This window comes from Natronomonas salina, from assembly GCF_013391105.1.
Lineage (GTDB): Archaea > Halobacteriota > Halobacteria > Halobacteriales > Haloarculaceae > Natronomonas > Natronomonas salina.
Window position 1 is genome coordinate 1,998,821 of record NZ_CP058335.1, and the last position, 15,327, is coordinate 2,014,147.

The 15,327-nt window shown below is 69.9% G+C and carries 20 protein-coding genes; 5 read left to right on the forward strand and 15 right to left on the reverse strand.

What is annotated here, in order from left to right:
• Nucleotides 1-5: 5 nt before the first annotated feature.
• From HWV07_RS10500 to HWV07_RS10520, 5 genes are read right to left on the reverse strand one after another with little or no spacing between them, the layout of a single operon-like run.
• Nucleotides 6-188, reverse strand: a complete 183-nt coding sequence (locus tag HWV07_RS10500; protein WP_178334254.1) for a hypothetical protein — start codon at nucleotides 186-188, stop codon at nucleotides 6-8.
• Complete coding sequence (locus HWV07_RS10505) at nucleotides 185-1,249, reverse strand: cytochrome b/b6 domain-containing protein (RefSeq protein ID WP_178334255.1); 1,065 nt, start codon at nucleotides 1,247-1,249, stop codon at nucleotides 185-187. The genes HWV07_RS10500 and HWV07_RS10505 overlap by 4 nt, the downstream gene beginning before the upstream one ends.
• The gene (locus HWV07_RS10510) at nucleotides 1,246-1,869 is read right to left on the reverse strand and encodes a hypothetical protein (protein WP_178334256.1); all 624 of its coding nucleotides are present in this window, start codon (nucleotides 1,867-1,869) and stop codon (nucleotides 1,246-1,248) included. The genes HWV07_RS10505 and HWV07_RS10510 overlap by 4 nt, the downstream gene beginning before the upstream one ends.
• A gap of 2 nt (nucleotides 1,870-1,871) precedes the next feature.
• Nucleotides 1,872-2,513, reverse strand: a complete 642-nt coding sequence (locus HWV07_RS10515; RefSeq protein WP_178336046.1) for a 4Fe-4S dicluster domain-containing protein — start codon at nucleotides 2,511-2,513, stop codon at nucleotides 1,872-1,874.
• 43 nt (nucleotides 2,514-2,556) lie between these two features.
• Entirely contained in the window at nucleotides 2,557-5,880 is a 3,324-nt protein-coding gene (locus HWV07_RS10520) for a molybdopterin-dependent oxidoreductase (RefSeq protein ID WP_178334257.1), read from the reverse strand.
• 338 nt (nucleotides 5,881-6,218) lie between these two features.
• Here HWV07_RS10520 and HWV07_RS10525 point away from each other — a divergent pair, with 338 nt between their 5' ends.
• The gene (locus HWV07_RS10525; protein WP_178334258.1) at nucleotides 6,219-6,851 is read left to right on the forward strand and encodes a TorD/DmsD family molecular chaperone; all 633 of its coding nucleotides are present in this window, start codon (nucleotides 6,219-6,221) and stop codon (nucleotides 6,849-6,851) included.
• Nucleotides 6,852-6,875: 24 nt separating this feature from the next.
• On the opposite strand, the gene HWV07_RS10530 is transcribed toward HWV07_RS10525, so the two are convergent.
• The 4 genes from HWV07_RS10530 to HWV07_RS10545 form a co-directional block, all read right to left on the reverse strand.
• Nucleotides 6,876-7,034: a hypothetical protein gene (locus HWV07_RS10530; RefSeq protein ID WP_178334259.1), complete on the reverse strand. Its 159-nt coding sequence runs from the start codon at nucleotides 7,032-7,034 to the stop codon at nucleotides 6,876-6,878.
• A 110-nt stretch (nucleotides 7,035-7,144) separates the two neighbouring features.
• Nucleotides 7,145-7,288, reverse strand: coding sequence for a hypothetical protein (locus HWV07_RS10535; protein ID WP_178334260.1), 144 nt, complete (start codon nucleotides 7,286-7,288; stop codon nucleotides 7,145-7,147).
• Complete coding sequence (locus tag HWV07_RS10540) at nucleotides 7,285-7,542, reverse strand: hypothetical protein (RefSeq protein ID WP_178334261.1); 258 nt, start codon at nucleotides 7,540-7,542, stop codon at nucleotides 7,285-7,287. Before HWV07_RS10540 ends, HWV07_RS10535 begins: the two co-directional genes overlap by 4 nt.
• Nucleotides 7,543-7,601: 59 nt before the next feature.
• The gene (locus tag HWV07_RS10545; RefSeq protein ID WP_178334262.1) at nucleotides 7,602-8,453 is read right to left on the reverse strand and encodes a cytochrome c oxidase subunit 3; all 852 of its coding nucleotides are present in this window, start codon (nucleotides 8,451-8,453) and stop codon (nucleotides 7,602-7,604) included.
• A 143-nt stretch (nucleotides 8,454-8,596) separates the two neighbouring features.
• On the opposite strand from HWV07_RS10545, the gene HWV07_RS10550 reads away from it, so the two are divergent.
• Complete coding sequence (locus HWV07_RS10550) at nucleotides 8,597-9,109, forward strand: DUF6789 family protein (RefSeq protein WP_178334263.1); 513 nt, start codon at nucleotides 8,597-8,599, stop codon at nucleotides 9,107-9,109.
• A gap of 52 nt (nucleotides 9,110-9,161) precedes the next feature.
• On the opposite strand, the gene HWV07_RS10555 is transcribed toward HWV07_RS10550, so the two are convergent.
• The 3 genes from HWV07_RS10555 to coxB all read right to left on the reverse strand — a co-directional run bounded on the left by HWV07_RS10555 (nucleotide 9,162) and on the right by coxB (nucleotide 12,316).
• Entirely contained in the window at nucleotides 9,162-10,934 is a 1,773-nt protein-coding gene (locus HWV07_RS10555; protein ID WP_178334264.1) for a cbb3-type cytochrome c oxidase subunit I, read from the reverse strand.
• A gap of 90 nt (nucleotides 10,935-11,024) precedes the next feature.
• The gene (locus HWV07_RS10560; protein WP_178334265.1) at nucleotides 11,025-11,459 is read right to left on the reverse strand and encodes a DUF6789 family protein; all 435 of its coding nucleotides are present in this window, start codon (nucleotides 11,457-11,459) and stop codon (nucleotides 11,025-11,027) included.
• A complete protein-coding gene (coxB, locus tag HWV07_RS10565; protein WP_178334266.1) occupies nucleotides 11,456-12,316 on the reverse strand; it encodes a cytochrome c oxidase subunit II in 861 nt (286 codons plus the stop codon). Before coxB ends, HWV07_RS10560 begins: the two co-directional genes overlap by 4 nt.
• Before the next feature lie 142 nt (nucleotides 12,317-12,458).
• Between coxB and HWV07_RS10570 the strand changes: the two genes are divergently transcribed.
• The 3 genes from HWV07_RS10570 to HWV07_RS10575 are packed head-to-tail and all read left to right on the forward strand — an operon-like array spanning nucleotide 12,459 to nucleotide 13,570.
• The gene (locus HWV07_RS10570; RefSeq protein ID WP_178334267.1) at nucleotides 12,459-12,686 is read left to right on the forward strand and encodes a DUF6684 family protein; all 228 of its coding nucleotides are present in this window, start codon (nucleotides 12,459-12,461) and stop codon (nucleotides 12,684-12,686) included.
• Nucleotides 12,687-12,736: 50 nt separating this feature from the next.
• On the forward strand, nucleotides 12,737-12,862 hold the full coding sequence (locus HWV07_RS19920; RefSeq protein WP_281362292.1) for a hypothetical protein: 126 nt from the start codon (nucleotides 12,737-12,739) through the stop codon (nucleotides 12,860-12,862).
• Between the two features lie 54 nt (nucleotides 12,863-12,916).
• On the forward strand, nucleotides 12,917-13,570 hold the full coding sequence (locus HWV07_RS10575) for a DUF2238 domain-containing protein (RefSeq protein ID WP_211694104.1): 654 nt from the start codon (nucleotides 12,917-12,919) through the stop codon (nucleotides 13,568-13,570).
• Nucleotides 13,571-13,606: 36 nt separating this feature from the next.
• Here the strand turns inward: HWV07_RS10575 and HWV07_RS10580 are convergent, their stop codons facing one another.
• From HWV07_RS10580 to HWV07_RS10590, 3 genes are all read right to left on the reverse strand, one after another.
• Nucleotides 13,607-14,230, reverse strand: coding sequence for a DedA family protein (locus HWV07_RS10580; RefSeq protein ID WP_178334268.1), 624 nt, complete (start codon nucleotides 14,228-14,230; stop codon nucleotides 13,607-13,609).
• A 97-nt stretch (nucleotides 14,231-14,327) separates the two neighbouring features.
• Entirely contained in the window at nucleotides 14,328-14,912 is a 585-nt protein-coding gene (locus HWV07_RS19785) for an IclR family transcriptional regulator (RefSeq protein ID WP_178334269.1), read from the reverse strand.
• Between the two features lie 6 nt (nucleotides 14,913-14,918).
• Nucleotides 14,919-15,221 (reverse strand): hypothetical protein, encoded by a 303-nt coding sequence (locus HWV07_RS10590; protein ID WP_178334270.1) that lies wholly within the window; start codon nucleotides 15,219-15,221, stop codon nucleotides 14,919-14,921.
• Nucleotides 15,222-15,327: the final 106 nt, after the last annotated feature.

Below are 15,327 nucleotides of genomic sequence, written 5' to 3' on the forward strand. Positions count from 1 at the left end.
GACCGCTACAGGACGTACTCGAGGAGGGCGAACGCGACGAGGAACATCGCGGCGAGGACTGCGAGGACCTGGTAGCGACGGTCCGCCCCCTCGCTGACGTCCGGGGTCCCGAAGACCACCGCGAGCATCCCGCCGACGGCGACGACGACGACCGCCACCGCGTAGACCGAGTACAGCAGGTTCGTCACGGCGGATCACCCGCCCCGCCGTGGCCGCCGTCGGCCCCCTCGGTCGCGTCGCGACTCCCTCCGTCGGCCAGCTCCGGCGACCCGCCGTCCGTCGCGGTCGCTTCGTCGGCGCGCTCCCGTTGCCGGCGGTAGCGCGTGCGGAGCACGTTCCCGTACACCGACAGCAGAAGTCCGACGAGCAATACCAGCATGCCGATGTTGATGCCGACGGTCCGCAGGAGGCTGCCCTCGTTGAACTGCAGGAACGCCGGGACCGGATAGCCGCCGTAGTCGATGCTCGCGAGGAGCACGCTGGCGATGCCGACGACGACCATGATGGCGAAGACGTTCGTCGCCCACCGCCACGACGGCTTCAGGCGGAGCCGCTCGATGCCGGTGGTGTCGTACTCGTCGGGGTCGCCGTGGAAGTTCGGCATCCGGTCCTTCGGGACGAACGCCTTCATCTCGACGGGGTAGAAGGCGGGGTGGAACCCGTGCTCGAACGTGTGGAACATCACGCCCATCAGCATGATGACGCCGAGCAGTCCGTGGAAGGCCACGAACGCCATCGCGGCCGACGGGGAGTTGAAGTAGCCGATGAGCAGGGGTTTCCGCCAGATGAGTACGCCCGTGACCATCAGCAGGACGAGTTCGACGGTGAATATCCAGATGACGCCCTTGCCGATGTAGGAGACCAGCGGCGTCTCCCCGGCCTTGTTGCCGGCGAACTGCTTGGCGGCGGAGTGGCGCTCGTCGGCCCACCCGAGCGCGAACTTGACGTCCTGGACGAACGCCCAGACGTCGTCAACGGCCGGCAGGATATCGGTGAAGTTCGACCGGCTCGCCGACCGCAGCAGCATGTACGGCACCCAGACGCCGGTGAGCACGATGAGCGTGAAGCCGGCGAGGCGGTGGACCGCGAGCACCCCGCGGGTGCCGCCCATCAGCGAGACGAGCCACCACAGCTCGTCGTGGAAGGCCACCGAGTAACCGGTGAAGAACAGCATGAACACCGTCAGCGCCAGCAGCGAGTGGAACAGCGTCGTCGCCCGCGAGAACTTCCCGTGGTCGAGGTTCGTCACCCGCCGCCACCTCCGTCGTCCTCGCCGGTCGGCGAGGCGTCGCCGGTTCCGGTCGGGCCGTCGGCTCCCGATACGTCGGGGCTTCCGCCGTCGGTCGCTGGCGTACGGCGGTCGCGGGGGCGTCCGCCGGGCGGCTGCATCCGCGCGGCCAGCCGCCGGAACGCCGCCCAGTGGACGAACACCATCAGGAGGATGAAGATGCCCATCACGACGTCGGCGAGGTGGACCAGCGTTATCAGCAGGTCGAGCCAGAAGTCGGCGTTGCCGGCCGCCCAGCCGGCGCCGACGCCGCCGCCCGCGTCCGTCGGGTGGATGCGCAACAGCCCCTCGAAGGCGGGGTCCAGCCACGTCACGAGGAGGATGGAGCCGACGGCCAGCGCGAACCCGAACAGCAGGCTGACCGCGAGTGCGATGCCGTCGGAGAGGCCACCGCCGTCGTCGGTCCGCCGCTCGGGGTCTCGGTCGTGGTCGTCCGCCGGGCCGGCGTCGGCGTCGCCAGGGCTCCCGTCGCCGCCGTCGGGGTCCTCGGGCGGGGCGGCGCTGTGGGTGCTCTCCTCCGTCGAGCCGCCGTCCGCGACCGTCGCGTCCCCGCCGTCTGCGGGTGAGTCTCGCCCCGTCATCGTCACTGGAAGTGGCGGGCCTCCTCGCCGAAGATTATCTCGAGGGCCTCGTCGTTGAAGAACGAGCCCGTGTCCCGACTCGCGAGTTCGTCGGCGATGTCGCCGGTGGAGCCGACGAGGATGGCGTCCGTCGCGCACTCCTCGGCGCAGGCCGGCCCCTTGTCGGCGAGCTGGCGCTCGTGACAGCCGGTGCACTTGTCCATGATGCCGCCGGTCCCGGCGACGGCGGCCTTCCCGTCGTCGCCGTCCGGGAACTGCGGGGCGCCGAACGGACAGCCCGACAGGCAGTACTGGCAGCCGACACAGAGGTCGTCGTGGACCCGTACGAACCGGTCCTCTTCCTTCTGGAGGGCGTCGGTCGGACAGACCGACACGCAGGGGGCGTTGTCGCAGTGGTAGCACTGCATCGGGATGTGGGTCTCCCCGGGCGCCTCGTCGCCCTGGAGGTTCTGGACCTTCGCCTCGTTGTCGCCCTGCGGGCCGGACTGGCCCTCCATCATGGTCATGATGTCGATGCGCTGGTCGTCCCGGGGGACGTCCCAGGTGCGCTTGCAGGCGACCACGCAGCCGCCGCAGTCGATGCAGGCCTCGACGTCGGGGAAGATCCGCGTCCCCTCGCCGGTGCCCATCACGCCCTCGCTCATCACGTTCGCGTCGGTGGTGTGTTCTGACATCGGTGGGTCTCCGTCAGTGGCTCTCCATCATGTCCCAGTCCCGCACGTCGTAGCGTTTCTGCGTCCCGAGTCCGTTGTCGTCCTGGGGGTAGTCGATGAACTCCATGTTCAGTTCCTCGAGCAGCGACTCGGTGGCCTTCTGGAGGTAGACGACGCCGGACTTCGTCTCCTGCATCTGGGTCTCGGCGTCGAACCCGCTCGGGGTGACGACGTTGACGCTGTCGCCGATGGCCAGCGGCTCCAGGCCGTCGGGCCAGTCGTCGGTCCGGTCCTGGCCCTTGAAGACGCCGCCCCAGTGGTACGGCAGGAAGATCTCCTCGGGGGACGTCCGCTCGGTCACGTTCGCCTTCACGAGGATCGAGCCCTTGTCCGCCGACGTGACGACGACGTGGTCCTCGCCGCCCCGAACGTCGAGGGCCTCGGCGACCTCCGGGTTGATCTCGGCGTACATGTGCGGCTGGCGGTCGGCGGTGTACTCGTTGTTCCGCGTCTCGGCGCCGCCGCCCTGGTGTTCGACCTGCCGGCCGGACGTCAGGATGACCGTCCGGCCCTCCTGGTCGGTGTCGCCGCCGAGTTCCGTGTGGACGGCGCGGGTCGCCTCCTCCTGGACGGCGGCGTTGTTCTGGTCGAGCCGCCAGGTGTTCTGCTGCTGGCCGTTGGCCGGCCACTCCTCGACGAGGTCGGGCCGCGGGCTCTCGATGGGCTCGCGGTGGACGGGGACCGTATCGAGGAAGCTCCAGACGACCGCCCGGGCCTTCCCCCGACCCGTCGGCGGGTCCGGCTGGGGGTAGTCGTACTGCTCGTAGTCCGCCGGGTCGACGTCGACCTCGTCGCCGTACTGCTCGTCGACGGCCACCGCGGCGTCGTACACCGAGACGTCCTCCTGGAGCGCGGACCGGACGGGCAGCGTCTGGGCGGACGGGTCGGTGAGGTCGTCGGGGAGCAGCGTCGAGTACGCCGGGTACGACGGGACGCCCCGGACGAGCTGGTCGTCCCACCAGGGCGCCTCGAACTCGTCGGCGATCAGGTCCAGACCCGCCTCGCCCTCCTGCTCGTAGGTCTCCTGCATCGGGTACGGCTTGTCGACGTCCATCTCCGCCCACTCCTCCGGCGTCGGCGCCTGCTCGCCCCAGTTCTCCCGGAAGTCGTGGCCGCCCTCCCGGGGGTCGGCCTCCTTGGTCCAGATGATGGGCGAGCCGGGGTGGTCCTCGCCCCAGTAGGGCCACGGCAGCATCCAGTAGTCGCCGTCGACGGGAGTCCCCGGCGCGTCCGCCTGGAGGGTGTCCGTGCTGAACAGGTAGTCGTACTCCAGGTGCTCCTGGAGCCGCTCCGGGGTGTGCTGGTAGCCGATCGAGCGCGTGCCGAGGGCGATCTCCCGCAGGACGTCCTCGTAGGAGGAGCGGTCGTTGTGGATGCCCTCGCCGCTCCCCCAGTCGAAGTGCTCGCCGAAGCCCAGGTGGTGGGCCAGCTCCTGGAAGATGCGGAGGTCCGGCCGGGAGTTGTGCGCCGGCGTGGCGGCCCGCTCGGACCACTGCACCGAGCGGTGGGAGTTCGTCACCGACCGGACGTGCTCGTACTGGCTGGAGGCCGGCAGCAGGATGACGTTCGCGTCGTCGGGCAGGGTCCCCGCGACCGCCGGGAAGACGTCGACGACGACCAGGAGGTCCAGCGCCTCCATCGCCCGCTTCATCTTCTCCATCTCGCTGATGGAGTTCGCCGAGTGCCCCCAGAAGAAGACGAGTTTCAGGGGGTCGGGCTGGTAGAGCTCCGACTCCAGGAGGCGGTCCTCCCGCTGGAGGGCCGCCTCGTACCACCGGGCGACGGTCAGCCCCTTCTGGAACATCATCGACCGGGGGTCGGGGTCCTCGAGCGGGGCCTGCTCCTCGAGGCCCTCGGACCCCTCGCCCTGCTGGCCCTCCCCCTCCGGGGACTCCTCTCCGCCGCCGCCCTCGTCTCCGTCTTCGCCCTCGTCGGGGCTCCCCGTCTCGACCGCCGCGGGCGAGCCGAGCCCCTCCCACATCGGCTGGGGCATCATCTCGAAGCGGTCGTACAGCTCCCGGAACGAGGTGCTGCCGCTGGTCCAGGGGCTCTGGTCCCAGACGTCGGCCCAGTGCTCCCAGGAGCCCGGTGAACTCACGCTGTAGTACCCGGGCAGGATGCTGGCGTCGACGCCCATGTCCGTCGCGCCCTGGACGTTCGCGTGGCCGCGCATCACCTGGAGGCCGCCGCCCGACCGCGCGGCGCTGCCCGTCGCGAGGCTGAACAGCGCGTACGCGCGGATGTTCTGGGTGCCGTTGTTGTGCTGGGTGCCGCCCATCGCCCACTCGATCTGGATCTGCGGCGAGTGCTCGGCGATGAGGTCGCCGATGTCCCGGAGGTCTGACTCCGAGAGCCAGGTGATGTCGGCGACCGTCTCGAGGTCGTACTGGTCCAGTTCCGCGTCGACGTCCGGCCACCCCATCGTCCGCCCATCGAGGAACTCGTCGTCGAGTTCGCCCCGGTCGCGGAGGTACTTCAGCAGCCCCATCATCGTCGCGACGTCGGTCCCCGGCCGCATCCGGTAGTAGTAGTCCGCGTGCGCGGACGTCTTCGTGTACCGCGGGTCGATCGAGACGATGGTGCCGCCGCGCTTCTGGCCCTCCAGGATGTGCTGCATCGCGATCGGGTGGGACTCGGCGGGGTTCTGCCCGATGATGAGCAGCAGGTCGAAGTTCCGGTAGTCGTTGATGGTGTTGGTCATCGCGCCGAACCCCCAGGTGTTCGCCAGCCCCGTCACCGTCGGCGAGTGACAGATGCGCGCCTGGTGGTCGACGTTGTTCGTGCCCATGAACGCGCCGAACTTCCGGGAGACGTAGGCCGTCTCGTTGGCGTGGTGGGCCGACCCGAGCAGCATCGTGCTCTCGCGGCTGTACTCCTCGACGGTCTCCTCCCAGGTCTCGGCGATCTCCCGGTAGGCCTCGTCCCAGGTGATCTTCCGCCACTCACCGTCCTCCTTCTTCATCGGGTGGCGGAGCCGCTTCGGGGAGTGTTCGGTCTCCAGGATGCCGGCGCCCTTCGAGCAGAGCGCCCCGTTGTTGATGGGGTTCTCGAACCACGGCTCCTGCCCGACGAAGGCGTTGCCCTCCTTGACGGCCTTGAACCCGCAGCCGACGGCGCAGTAGTTGCAGATGACCTTCGACGTCTCGGCGGAGTCGCCGCCGGCGTCGGCCTGTCGCTCCGAGTCGCCCAGGACGTGGCCGGTGACTCCGCCACCGAAGACGACGCCGCCGGCCAGCGTGCTCGCCTTCATGAAGGAACGGCGGTCGAGGTCGATTCTCACCGGGTCCGACTCACTCATGCCGACCAGCTCCGTGGTGCGGCGACCACGCGGTTCGCATACGTCGCGAGTTCGCCCGATTTGACAAAGAAGATAGTTTCCGCCCTTTTGACATTTGTTTGTGATACCCTGGCACGACGGTGGTCCCCGCCCCCGTTCGCCGCCACCGGCCCGGGACTGCTGGAGGTAGCCGCGGCTCCCGGGTGTCGCCCACCCCCGTTCCTGTGGTCGCAGGGACAACGCTATTGGCACGTCGAGGCGTATCACGGCCCGATGAACGCTGGGAGTCCCGTCGCCTCCTGTGTCGCCACCCGCGAAACCGCTCGCCGAGCGCACCCCCTCTACGACCGGGAGGACCCATGACGCTGGACCAGCAGGCCCTCTACGACGCTCGGCTCGAACTCGTCGACTTCCTCGTCGCGGCGTTCGCCGACGTCCCCGACGCCGAGTTCGTCGCCGGGCTCCTCGACGGCGACGTACAGCTGCCCGACGGCGAGGTGAACGAGCCGCTGGACCGGGGGTTCGACGGCGTGGAGACGTTCCTGGCCGAGGCCCGGACCCGGGACCCCGAGGCGGTCCAGGAGGAACTCGAGCGGGAGTTCACCAGGCTGTTCGTGGGACCGCGACCCCGCATCCTCGCCCACGAGACCTACTACCTCGACGACAGCGACTTCCGGGGGGCCGGCCTCGCGGAGGTCGAGGCCAGCTACGGCGCCGCCGGGTGGACGCCCCCGGAGGACTACCCCGAGGAGAACGACTACGTCGCCGTCGAGTTGGCCTTCCTCCGGCACCTCGTCGGCGAGCAGCGGGCCGGCCGGGAGGAGGCCTTCGGGTTCCAGCGCGTCTTCCACGAGGAGCACCTCTCGGCGTGGATCGACGACTTCGCGGCCGACGTCCGCGAGGAGACCGACGAGGCGTTCTACGAGGCGGTCGCGTGGCTCCTGGAGGGGTACGTCGCCTTCGAGGAGGAGGTCGCCACGCAGATGGCCTGACCGGCGCCGGGCCGGTTCGCCGCCTCAGTCGTCGTCGACGAACCCCTCGAGGACCTCGTCGTCGAAGTCGATCTCGCCGTCGACCTCCGCGTCGTTGATCTCGTGGGGGCCGCGGTGGTCCCAGACCTCCCGCTCCCGCTTGCTGTCCAGCCCGGGCGACGGTCGCCAGTCGGAGTCGTGCACGGTCGTGTGTTCGGTTGACACGACCAAAGGTCTGGCGGCGGACGCCGCCGCGGCGCCGGAGCGTCGACCGGTCCGGTCGGCGGGAGGGTCGCCGTCCGCGAACGAGAGCCTCACGGCGAGATGCCGTCGCCCGCGAAGGCGAGCGTCCAGCGGGTCCGCGCCTCGCAGGCGGCGCAGGGGCGGTAGGTCGTCTCCCCCGCGGCGCCGCCGAGGCGGTCGATCCGGCCGCAGCCGTCGCACTCGTAGTACGTCATTCCGGCGGCCACTCCTCCGGCGCCGGTCCGGTCTCGCCGAGTTCGCCCAGGACCGCGATGGCGAGTATCAGGAACGTGGCGAGGACGGCGAGGCCGACGATGCCGCCGACGCCGTGGCGGCCGACCCAGTCGCCGTACTCCGGAAACTTCGCGCCGGCCGCCACGCCCAGCGCGACCAGCGCGGTCCACCCGACGACGAACAGCAGGCCGAACGTCACGACCGGGTTCTGCCGGATCGCGTCACGCGTTCCCATGGTATCCCGTTCGGACGCCACGGTCAAAATTCCCCGGGCCGGCGACGCGGTTGCGTCGCCTACAGCACCGCGCCGACGTACAGCGTCACGACGAGGAAGATCCAGACGACGTCGACGAAGTGCCAGTACATCGAGACGGTCGCGACGCCGACGTGGCGCTCGGCGGTGAACTGGCCGGAGAGCGCGCGGGCGAGGACGATCCCCAACAGTAGCACGCCCAGGGCGACGTGGAGGCCGTGGAGGCCCGTCAGCGCGAAGAAGGCGCTGCCGAAGACGCTGTTGAACGACGTCCCCTCCACGACGAGCAGTTCGTAGTACTCCAGGAGCTGTCCGCCGACGAAGACGACCCCGAGCAGGACGGTCACGCCGAGGAGGGCGAGGAAGCGGCGGCGGTGGTCCTCGCGGATCGCCTCGTGGGCGAAGTGCAGCGTCACGCTGCTGAGGACCAGCAGGGCGGTGTTCACGAGCACGAGCGAGGACAGCAGGTGCGGGAGCTCGCCGGGCGGCCACGAGCCGGTCCGGACGAAGAAGTAGTAGACGAAGCCGGCGCTGAACGTCATGACGTCGGTGACGAGGAACAGGACCATCCCCCAGCGGAGGTCGAGGCCCTCGCCCTCGGACGGCTGGTTCCAGTAGTGGCCGACGAAGCCGTGGTAGGTCCAGCCGTAGAGGCCGGCGAGGAAGACGCCGACGCCGCCGGCGATCACCACCGGCGGGAGTGGGCCGACGAAGAGCGATTCGGCGCCGCGGGAGATCATCACCAGGGCGACGCCGAGGTAGAGGCCCGCGGCGCCGACGGCGGTGACGACGGGCCACCAGGTCGCCTCGCCGAACCCGCGGGGCCAGTCCTCGGGGGTCGGTCCCCCGTGGTGCTGTTCGCCTCCCTCGCTCGTCTCGCCAGCGGAGCCCATAGGTGGCGGTTCGACCCCCTGTCGCAAAAAGCCCGCCCCGAGTGACAAATATCGACGCGTGGGTCGCCTCCGACCCCGATCCGTCCCGGACCGACGCCGGCGAGTGCCCGACAGTTATTACTCGGCCGGCCGTACCGCCGGCAATGAGCGAGAACGACGGTGCGGTCGCGAACTCGCCGACGGAGCGCGACGCCGACCTCGACGCCCGGCTGGACATCACCCCGCGAGTCGTGCTGGTGTCGTTCCTCGGCGGGGCCGCGGGGCTGCTGGCGATGGTGCCGGTGCTGTTCGCGCTGCCGGCGCTGCTCGGGCTGTTCCGGGCCGAGCCGCTCGTCGAGGTCGCTGAACTCGGGCGCGTCCTCGGCGTCGAGCCGAGCCTCGCGCTCGGCGCGGTGGTCTTCGCCCTCGGCGGCGTCGTCGCGCTGCCGCTGCTGTTCGTCGTCGCCGCCGCCTTCCTCCCGCCGCGGGAGCCGCGGTACGCCCGCGGCATCACCTTCGCGACGATCATGTGGACCGGGTTCGTCATCGCCTTCTGGCCCGGCGAGTACGCCGGCGTCATCTTCCTTGGCGTCTCGCTGGCCGCCCACTGGGCCTACGGCTACGTGCTCGGACGGGTGACAGACCACTTCGCGCACATCTCCCAGCACACGATCTGAGGGGCGCGTCGCCGCGAGCCGCGAGAACTGAGCGCCGCTCCGTCCCGATCCCTCAATCGGAGGTCGCCGACCCGTCGGTCCCGCGGGAGAGCTCCGCCTGCCGGTCCTCGAGTTGCTCCTCGAACCACTGCCACTCGCGGGTGAACTGGCCGGTCTCCTTGAGGTTCCAGACGTCGGCGTCCTCGACGACGGGGCCGACGCGGGCCGACTGGACCATGTTCACCAGCCAGAGGACGACGCTGAGCGCGAGGACGAACGCGCCCAGCGAGGCGGCCTGGTTGAGCGTGGTGAACTCCGCGGGGTAGACGCCGTAGCGGCGCGGCATGCCCAGGTACCCGAGGATCAAAAGCGGGACGAACGTGAAGACGGTCCCGACGGCCAGCAGGAGCGCCTGGGCCTTCGCCAGCCGGCGGTTGAACATCCGGCCGGTGATGATCGGGAACCAGTAGTAGCTCGCCGCGACCATCGACAGCGGGATGACGCCGACGACGATGAGGTGGAAGTGGCCGACGACGTAGTGGGTGTCGTGGAGGACGAAGTCCACCGGGACGGCCGCGAGGAAGACGCCGGTGATGCCGCCGATGACGAAGGTGCTCATGATCCCGAGGATGCAGAGCAGCGGCGCCGTGAGCCGCAACCGCCCGTTCCACATCGTCGCGATCCAGTTGAACTCCTTGATGGCGCTGGGGATGGCGATGGCCAGCGAGATGGCCATGAAGCTCGCGCGCATCCGGGGGTCCATCCCCGTCGTGAACATGTGGTGGGCCCAGACGCCGAAGGAGAGGACGCCGATGGCGATCGTCGAGTAGACGATGAAGCGGAAGCCGAACAGCCGCCGGCCGACCAGCTTCGGGAGCATGAAGCTCGTCAGCCCGAACGCCGGCAGCACGAGGATGTACACCTCGGGGTGGCCGAAGAACCAGAAGAGGTGCTGCCAGAGGATGGGGCCGCCGCCCTCCACGGCGAAGAACGTCGTCCCGAAGTTCCGGTCGAGCAACAGCAGGACGAGCGCGCTGCCGAGCAGCGGGAACGCGAAGATGACGAGCCCGCTCATCACGAGGATGTTCCACGAGAAGATGTCGAGCTTGTTCCAGCCGATGTCGTCCGCCCGCTCGGTGAAGATGGTGACGATGAAGTTCAGCGCCGCCATCGTGGTCGCGATGCCGCTGAGGTGGAGGCCGAGCAGCGCGACGTCGATCTGCTGGTTCGCCGTCGCCGTCGACAGCGGCGTGTACATCGTCCAGCCAACGCCGACCGGCTCGAGGGCCAGCAGCGCGCCCACGGGCACCGGGAGCACCGCCAGCACTTTGCCGGCGACCTCGGTGATGAGCCCGCCGCGGACCAGCAGGAGCGACGGCGGGAGCAGCCAGAACGCGATGGCGTTGACCCGCGGGAACGCGAGGTCGTCGGCGCCCAGCAGCATCGGGAGCACGTAGTTGGCGATGCCGGTGAAGACGGGCGTCACGAAGAAGAACAGCATCGTGAACCCGTGGGTCGTGAACACCGCGTTGTACGTCTCGAGCCCCCAGATCGCCGTCTCCGGGACGATCAGCTCGGTCCGGATCATCATCGCGTCGGTCGCACCCCACAGCGCGGCCCCCGTCCCGAACAGGATGTACAGCAGGCCGATGTCCTTGTGGTCGACGGTCGTCAGCCAGCGCGTGAGGCCGGTGGGCTTGCCGTGGGTGGTCAGTCCCGCGCGGGCGGGGACGTACCCGCCGTCGGAGACCGACTCCGCCGGGGCGTCGCCGCGCAGTCGGAAGAACGCTACCAGGAGGAGCAGTACGGCCGCAGAGATCGCGATTCCGGGGATTGTCTCGAACATCGTGTTAGGGGCGGGTCGCCGCGATTCCGGCGGCGTCTCGTTCCGTCGTCGGTCGGCGGGCGGTCCTCGAGCGGCGCGGGGCGACGGCCGTCATCTGTACCCCCGCTGGCGCAGCTGGTCGAACAGCCGTCCGTACACCGCGCCGAGGGTGAAGCCGTAGGCCACGTGGGCGAACAGCGTGTACGCGACGTAGAAGATCAGCAGCGGGCCGGCGATGTCGCCACGGCCGAGGATCACGAAGGGGACCCAGAGGACGGCCGCGAACACGACGCCGCGGGCCGCGGGGTCCGGCCCCCGGGGGAGGTACGGCTCCAGGGCGATGAACAGCAGCGGCCAGGCGACGATGCCGGCGCCGACGAACAGCGCGAACCCGGTCGCCGGGTCCTCGGGCGTCCCCACGAACAGGGCGATGACGTAGAAGACGTCCATCGCCGAGCGGGTCTCGACCTCCAGCAGGAGCAGCATCAGCGTCATGACGGCGGTCCCGGCGATGCCGCCGGCGACGGCGCTGGAGATCCGGTTCACGCGTCACCACCCGCCGTCGGTTCGGCGGTCGCCGTCGCGTTCGTGGCGTTCGAGTCGCCGGTCGGCGTCCCGTCGGTCGAGTTCGAGCCGGACGGTGCCGTGTCACCGGACGCCGTCCCGTTGGCCGTCGCGTTCGAGCCGCCCTGCTCGAGCCACGCCTCGTACTCCTGCTGCTCGACGACGCGGACCGTCGACAGCATCTCGGCGTGGCCGGTGCCACACAGCTCCGCGCAGTACATGCGGTACTCGCCGGTCCCGGTCGTCTGCGTCCGGATCAGCTGGTACTGGTCGGGGAAGGCGTCCTGTTTCAGTCCGAGCTCCGGGACGTGGACGGAGTGGATCACGTCCTCCGAGGTCACGTACAAGTAGACGGTCCGGTTGGCCGGGATGACCAGTTCCTCGCTGGTCGTCACGTTGGCGTCCGGGTAGTCGAACGTGTACGCCCACTGTTCGGTGGTGACCTGGACCTCGACGGCGTCGTCGGGGGCCTCCCCGGGCTGGTAGTCGCCGTGGGCGGTCTCCGGGGTCGACGTCACCATCGGGTGGGCGAGCACGTGGAACGACGCCGTCCCGACGAACAGCAGGACGAGCGCGGTCGCGATCGTCCAGGTGATCTCCAGCTGGCGGTTCTCGCGGGTCGGCGACGGCTCGTCGTTGTCGTGGAACCGCCAGACCGTGTACAGGAGGATGACCTCGACGAGGACGGCGATGGGGACGGCCATGTAGAGCAGCTGCCGGTTGAGCCGGCTGATGAGCTGCTCGGTGACTGAGCTCGCAGCAACGACCGACGGACCGGTCGCCAGCGCGAACAGCGCTAACAGCGCGGTCACGACGGAGGCGCGGCGCACGCTCCTCATTCTCGTTCAGCTACACCGACACGTTCCATAAGCGTTTGCAATCCGCTCGAAATCGACGGGACCGGGCGCCTCCGGCCGGCGTGCGGGGACGCCCCGACCGCGGAGGAAACACTTTATCGTTCATGCGGTCGAACCGTCGACCGTGCTGGACTGGCTGACGCGCGAGACCGTGGTCGACGTCTCGATCAACGCGGTCCCGGTGTTCATCCTCGGCTACTTCACGGTCCTCCACGGCGTCGGTTCGCCGTGGGAGTTCCGCCCGCTGGCGGTGTTCTTCATGTACGTGCTGACGCTGTTCCCGCTGGTGCTGCTGGCGGTCGCGACCTACTACGCCGCGCGGGCGATCGAGCGGGACGCCGCCCGGGCCTGACCCGCCCGAGGAACCAAGCTTTACGCCGCGGGACGCCGTACCGCCGGACGATGACGCCCGGATCGATCTACACGCCGGAGGGGTCGTTCGACTACCTGATGGCGATAGTCTTCCTGACGCTCGTGGCCGCCGTCGTCTACCTGCTGGTGTTCACCGACGCCAGCGTGCCGATCTGACGGCCCGCCGACTGCATCGACACGAACTCGAGCGACGACGACGACCGACTCCCGGTGACCTCGACGACAGCCTCACGCGACGAACGGAGTTGGCCGGAGCGGGTCCAGCACCTGGTGAACCGCCTGTTCCAGGTCGCCATCGTCGGCGCGCTCCTCGACGGCGTCCGGCGACGCGACCCGAGCGTCGTCACCAACGGCGCCGTGTCGCTCGCCTTCGCGGCGCTCCCGCGTCGCATCGAGTCGGCCCGCGGCGTCCGGTTCCGTCCGTGGCAGCGGCTGTGGGTCTCGGCGGCGGGGCTCGTCCACACGCTGGGGATGCTCGGACCCTACGACCGGGTCTGGTGGTGGGACCACCTGACGCACACGCTCACCGGGGTCGTCGTCGCCGGCGCCGCCGACGTCGGCTTCCGGTCGCGACCGACCCTCTGGGAGCGGGCGCCGTCGCCGTTCGACGGCCGGGCGACGTGGATCGCGGGCGTCACGGTCGGGTTCGGACTCCTCTGGGAGCTGCTCGAGTACGGCGTCCACGCCGTCGCCGAGCGCCGGGGGTTCGAACCGCTGCTGGTCCACTACGGCCGCTTCGACACCGTCGTAGACGTCGGCTTCGACCTCCTGGGAGCCGGCTTGGTCGTCCGCTTCGGCGAGGCGCCCCTCTCGAACCTCGTCGACGCGGAACCCGACGACCCCTCGACCGAGGGAAAGCCGTGAGCCGCCGGACGGGAACTGGCGCGCCCACGAGTCGGATCAGCCGGCGCCGATCCGCCGGTAGAGGAGCGTCGCCAGGGCGATCGCCGCCAGCCCGGCCGTCGCGGCGAGGAGGCTCGCCACGGGTCGACCGACGGCGAGCGAGCGGAGGGCCGCGAACAGCGACCGCTGCCGGAGGCCGTACACGGCGGCGGCGACGGCCGCGTAGAACCCCACCGTCCCCAGGGCCGTGTAGACGGTGAACCAGGCGGGGTTCATCCCGAAGAGCCCCGCCGGGATGGAGACGACCGACCGGAGGCCGGGGAGGAACCGGCCCCAGAGGACCGAGGAGGCGCCCCACCGGAGGTACCACCGCCGGGAGCGCTCCAGGTGGTCCTCCGACAGGCGGAGCCACTCCCGGAGCCGGTCGACCCGGCGACCGTCCGGGCCGTAGAACGCGTAGAACAGGACGAGCGCGCCGAGAGTCCCCCCACAGCCGGCGGCCCCGACGAAGGTCGCGAACGACGCCGCGTCGGAGACCAGCAGCGCGGCCGCCGCCGGGACGACCACCTCGCTGGGGAGGAACGGGAACAGCATCGAGGACTCCAGGAAGGTGAACAGCGCGACGGCGAGCGGGCCGTAGAGGGCGATCAGGCGGAGCGCCGTCGACGTGAGGTCGACCACGGCTGGGACGGTCGTGGCTTCGGTTGCGGGTCCCGTAGGCGTTCGGGTCGAATGCGAATCGGTCGACCGATCAGAAGGGAGTCCGGCTCGGAGGTCGCTACGTCCGCGGCCTCCAGAGGGACCGGAGCCGCCCGGTGAGCCCGTAGGAGACCGGCGACTCGATGTACTGCCTGCCCAGCGCCGTCACCCGGTACTTCCCGCGCTCGACGCGCTCGACGTAGCCGCGCTCCTCGAGTTCGGCGAGGCGGCGGTTCACCTCCTCGCGGCTGTACTCGATGTTGTAGGCCACGATGGACGGCGTGAGCACCAGCTCCGAGGTGTGGAACAGCTGGAGGATGGCGTCGTCGATCGGCAGCATCCACTCCGGCGGCTGTCTGATCCGGGCCGGCTCGTCGAGCAGCAGCTCCGACCACACCTCCCGGCGCAGGTCGCGCTCGAGGGGGTCGTACAGGCCGACGACCACGAGCACCGCCGCGGTTCCGTGGACCCAGTGGACGAACCGCGGGGCGAGCACCTCGGCGACCGGCCCCCCGACGAGGAAGAGGACGAGCCCCGCCGTGGTGACGAACAGGGAGCGGCGGAAGCCGACCTCGGTCCGCTCGAGCGCGAGGAAGTAGACGACGCCCAGGCCGGTGAGGAGCCCTACGCCGAGGTTATAGACGATGAAAGGGGCGCCTTCCACGGTCGCTCACCGCCCCTCCAGGTCGCGTTCGAACCGCCGGTGGGTCGCGATCACGAGCCACACGAACAGCGCGGCGCCGGTCTGGAGGACGCTCCGGGAGACGTCCAGCAGCAGGGAGTCGGGCTGGAAGAAGAACGCGACGACGTGGTAGGCGATGACGCCACACATCGTCACCGAGAGCAGCGCCACGACTGCCCCGAAGGGCGACCCGCGGACCCGGCGCCAGAACTGGATCGACAGCACGCCCGCGCAGGTCCCGGCGATGATGGCGAAGATCACGCCGAGCGTCTGCAGCGTCGCATCGACCATGGTAAGGATACCGTATCCTGGCCCTTAGACCGTCGCACGGCTGCCGCCATCTGGTTTATCGAACGGTTGCCGGTTGGCTTCCGGACCCGCGGCGGATGTCCGTCGA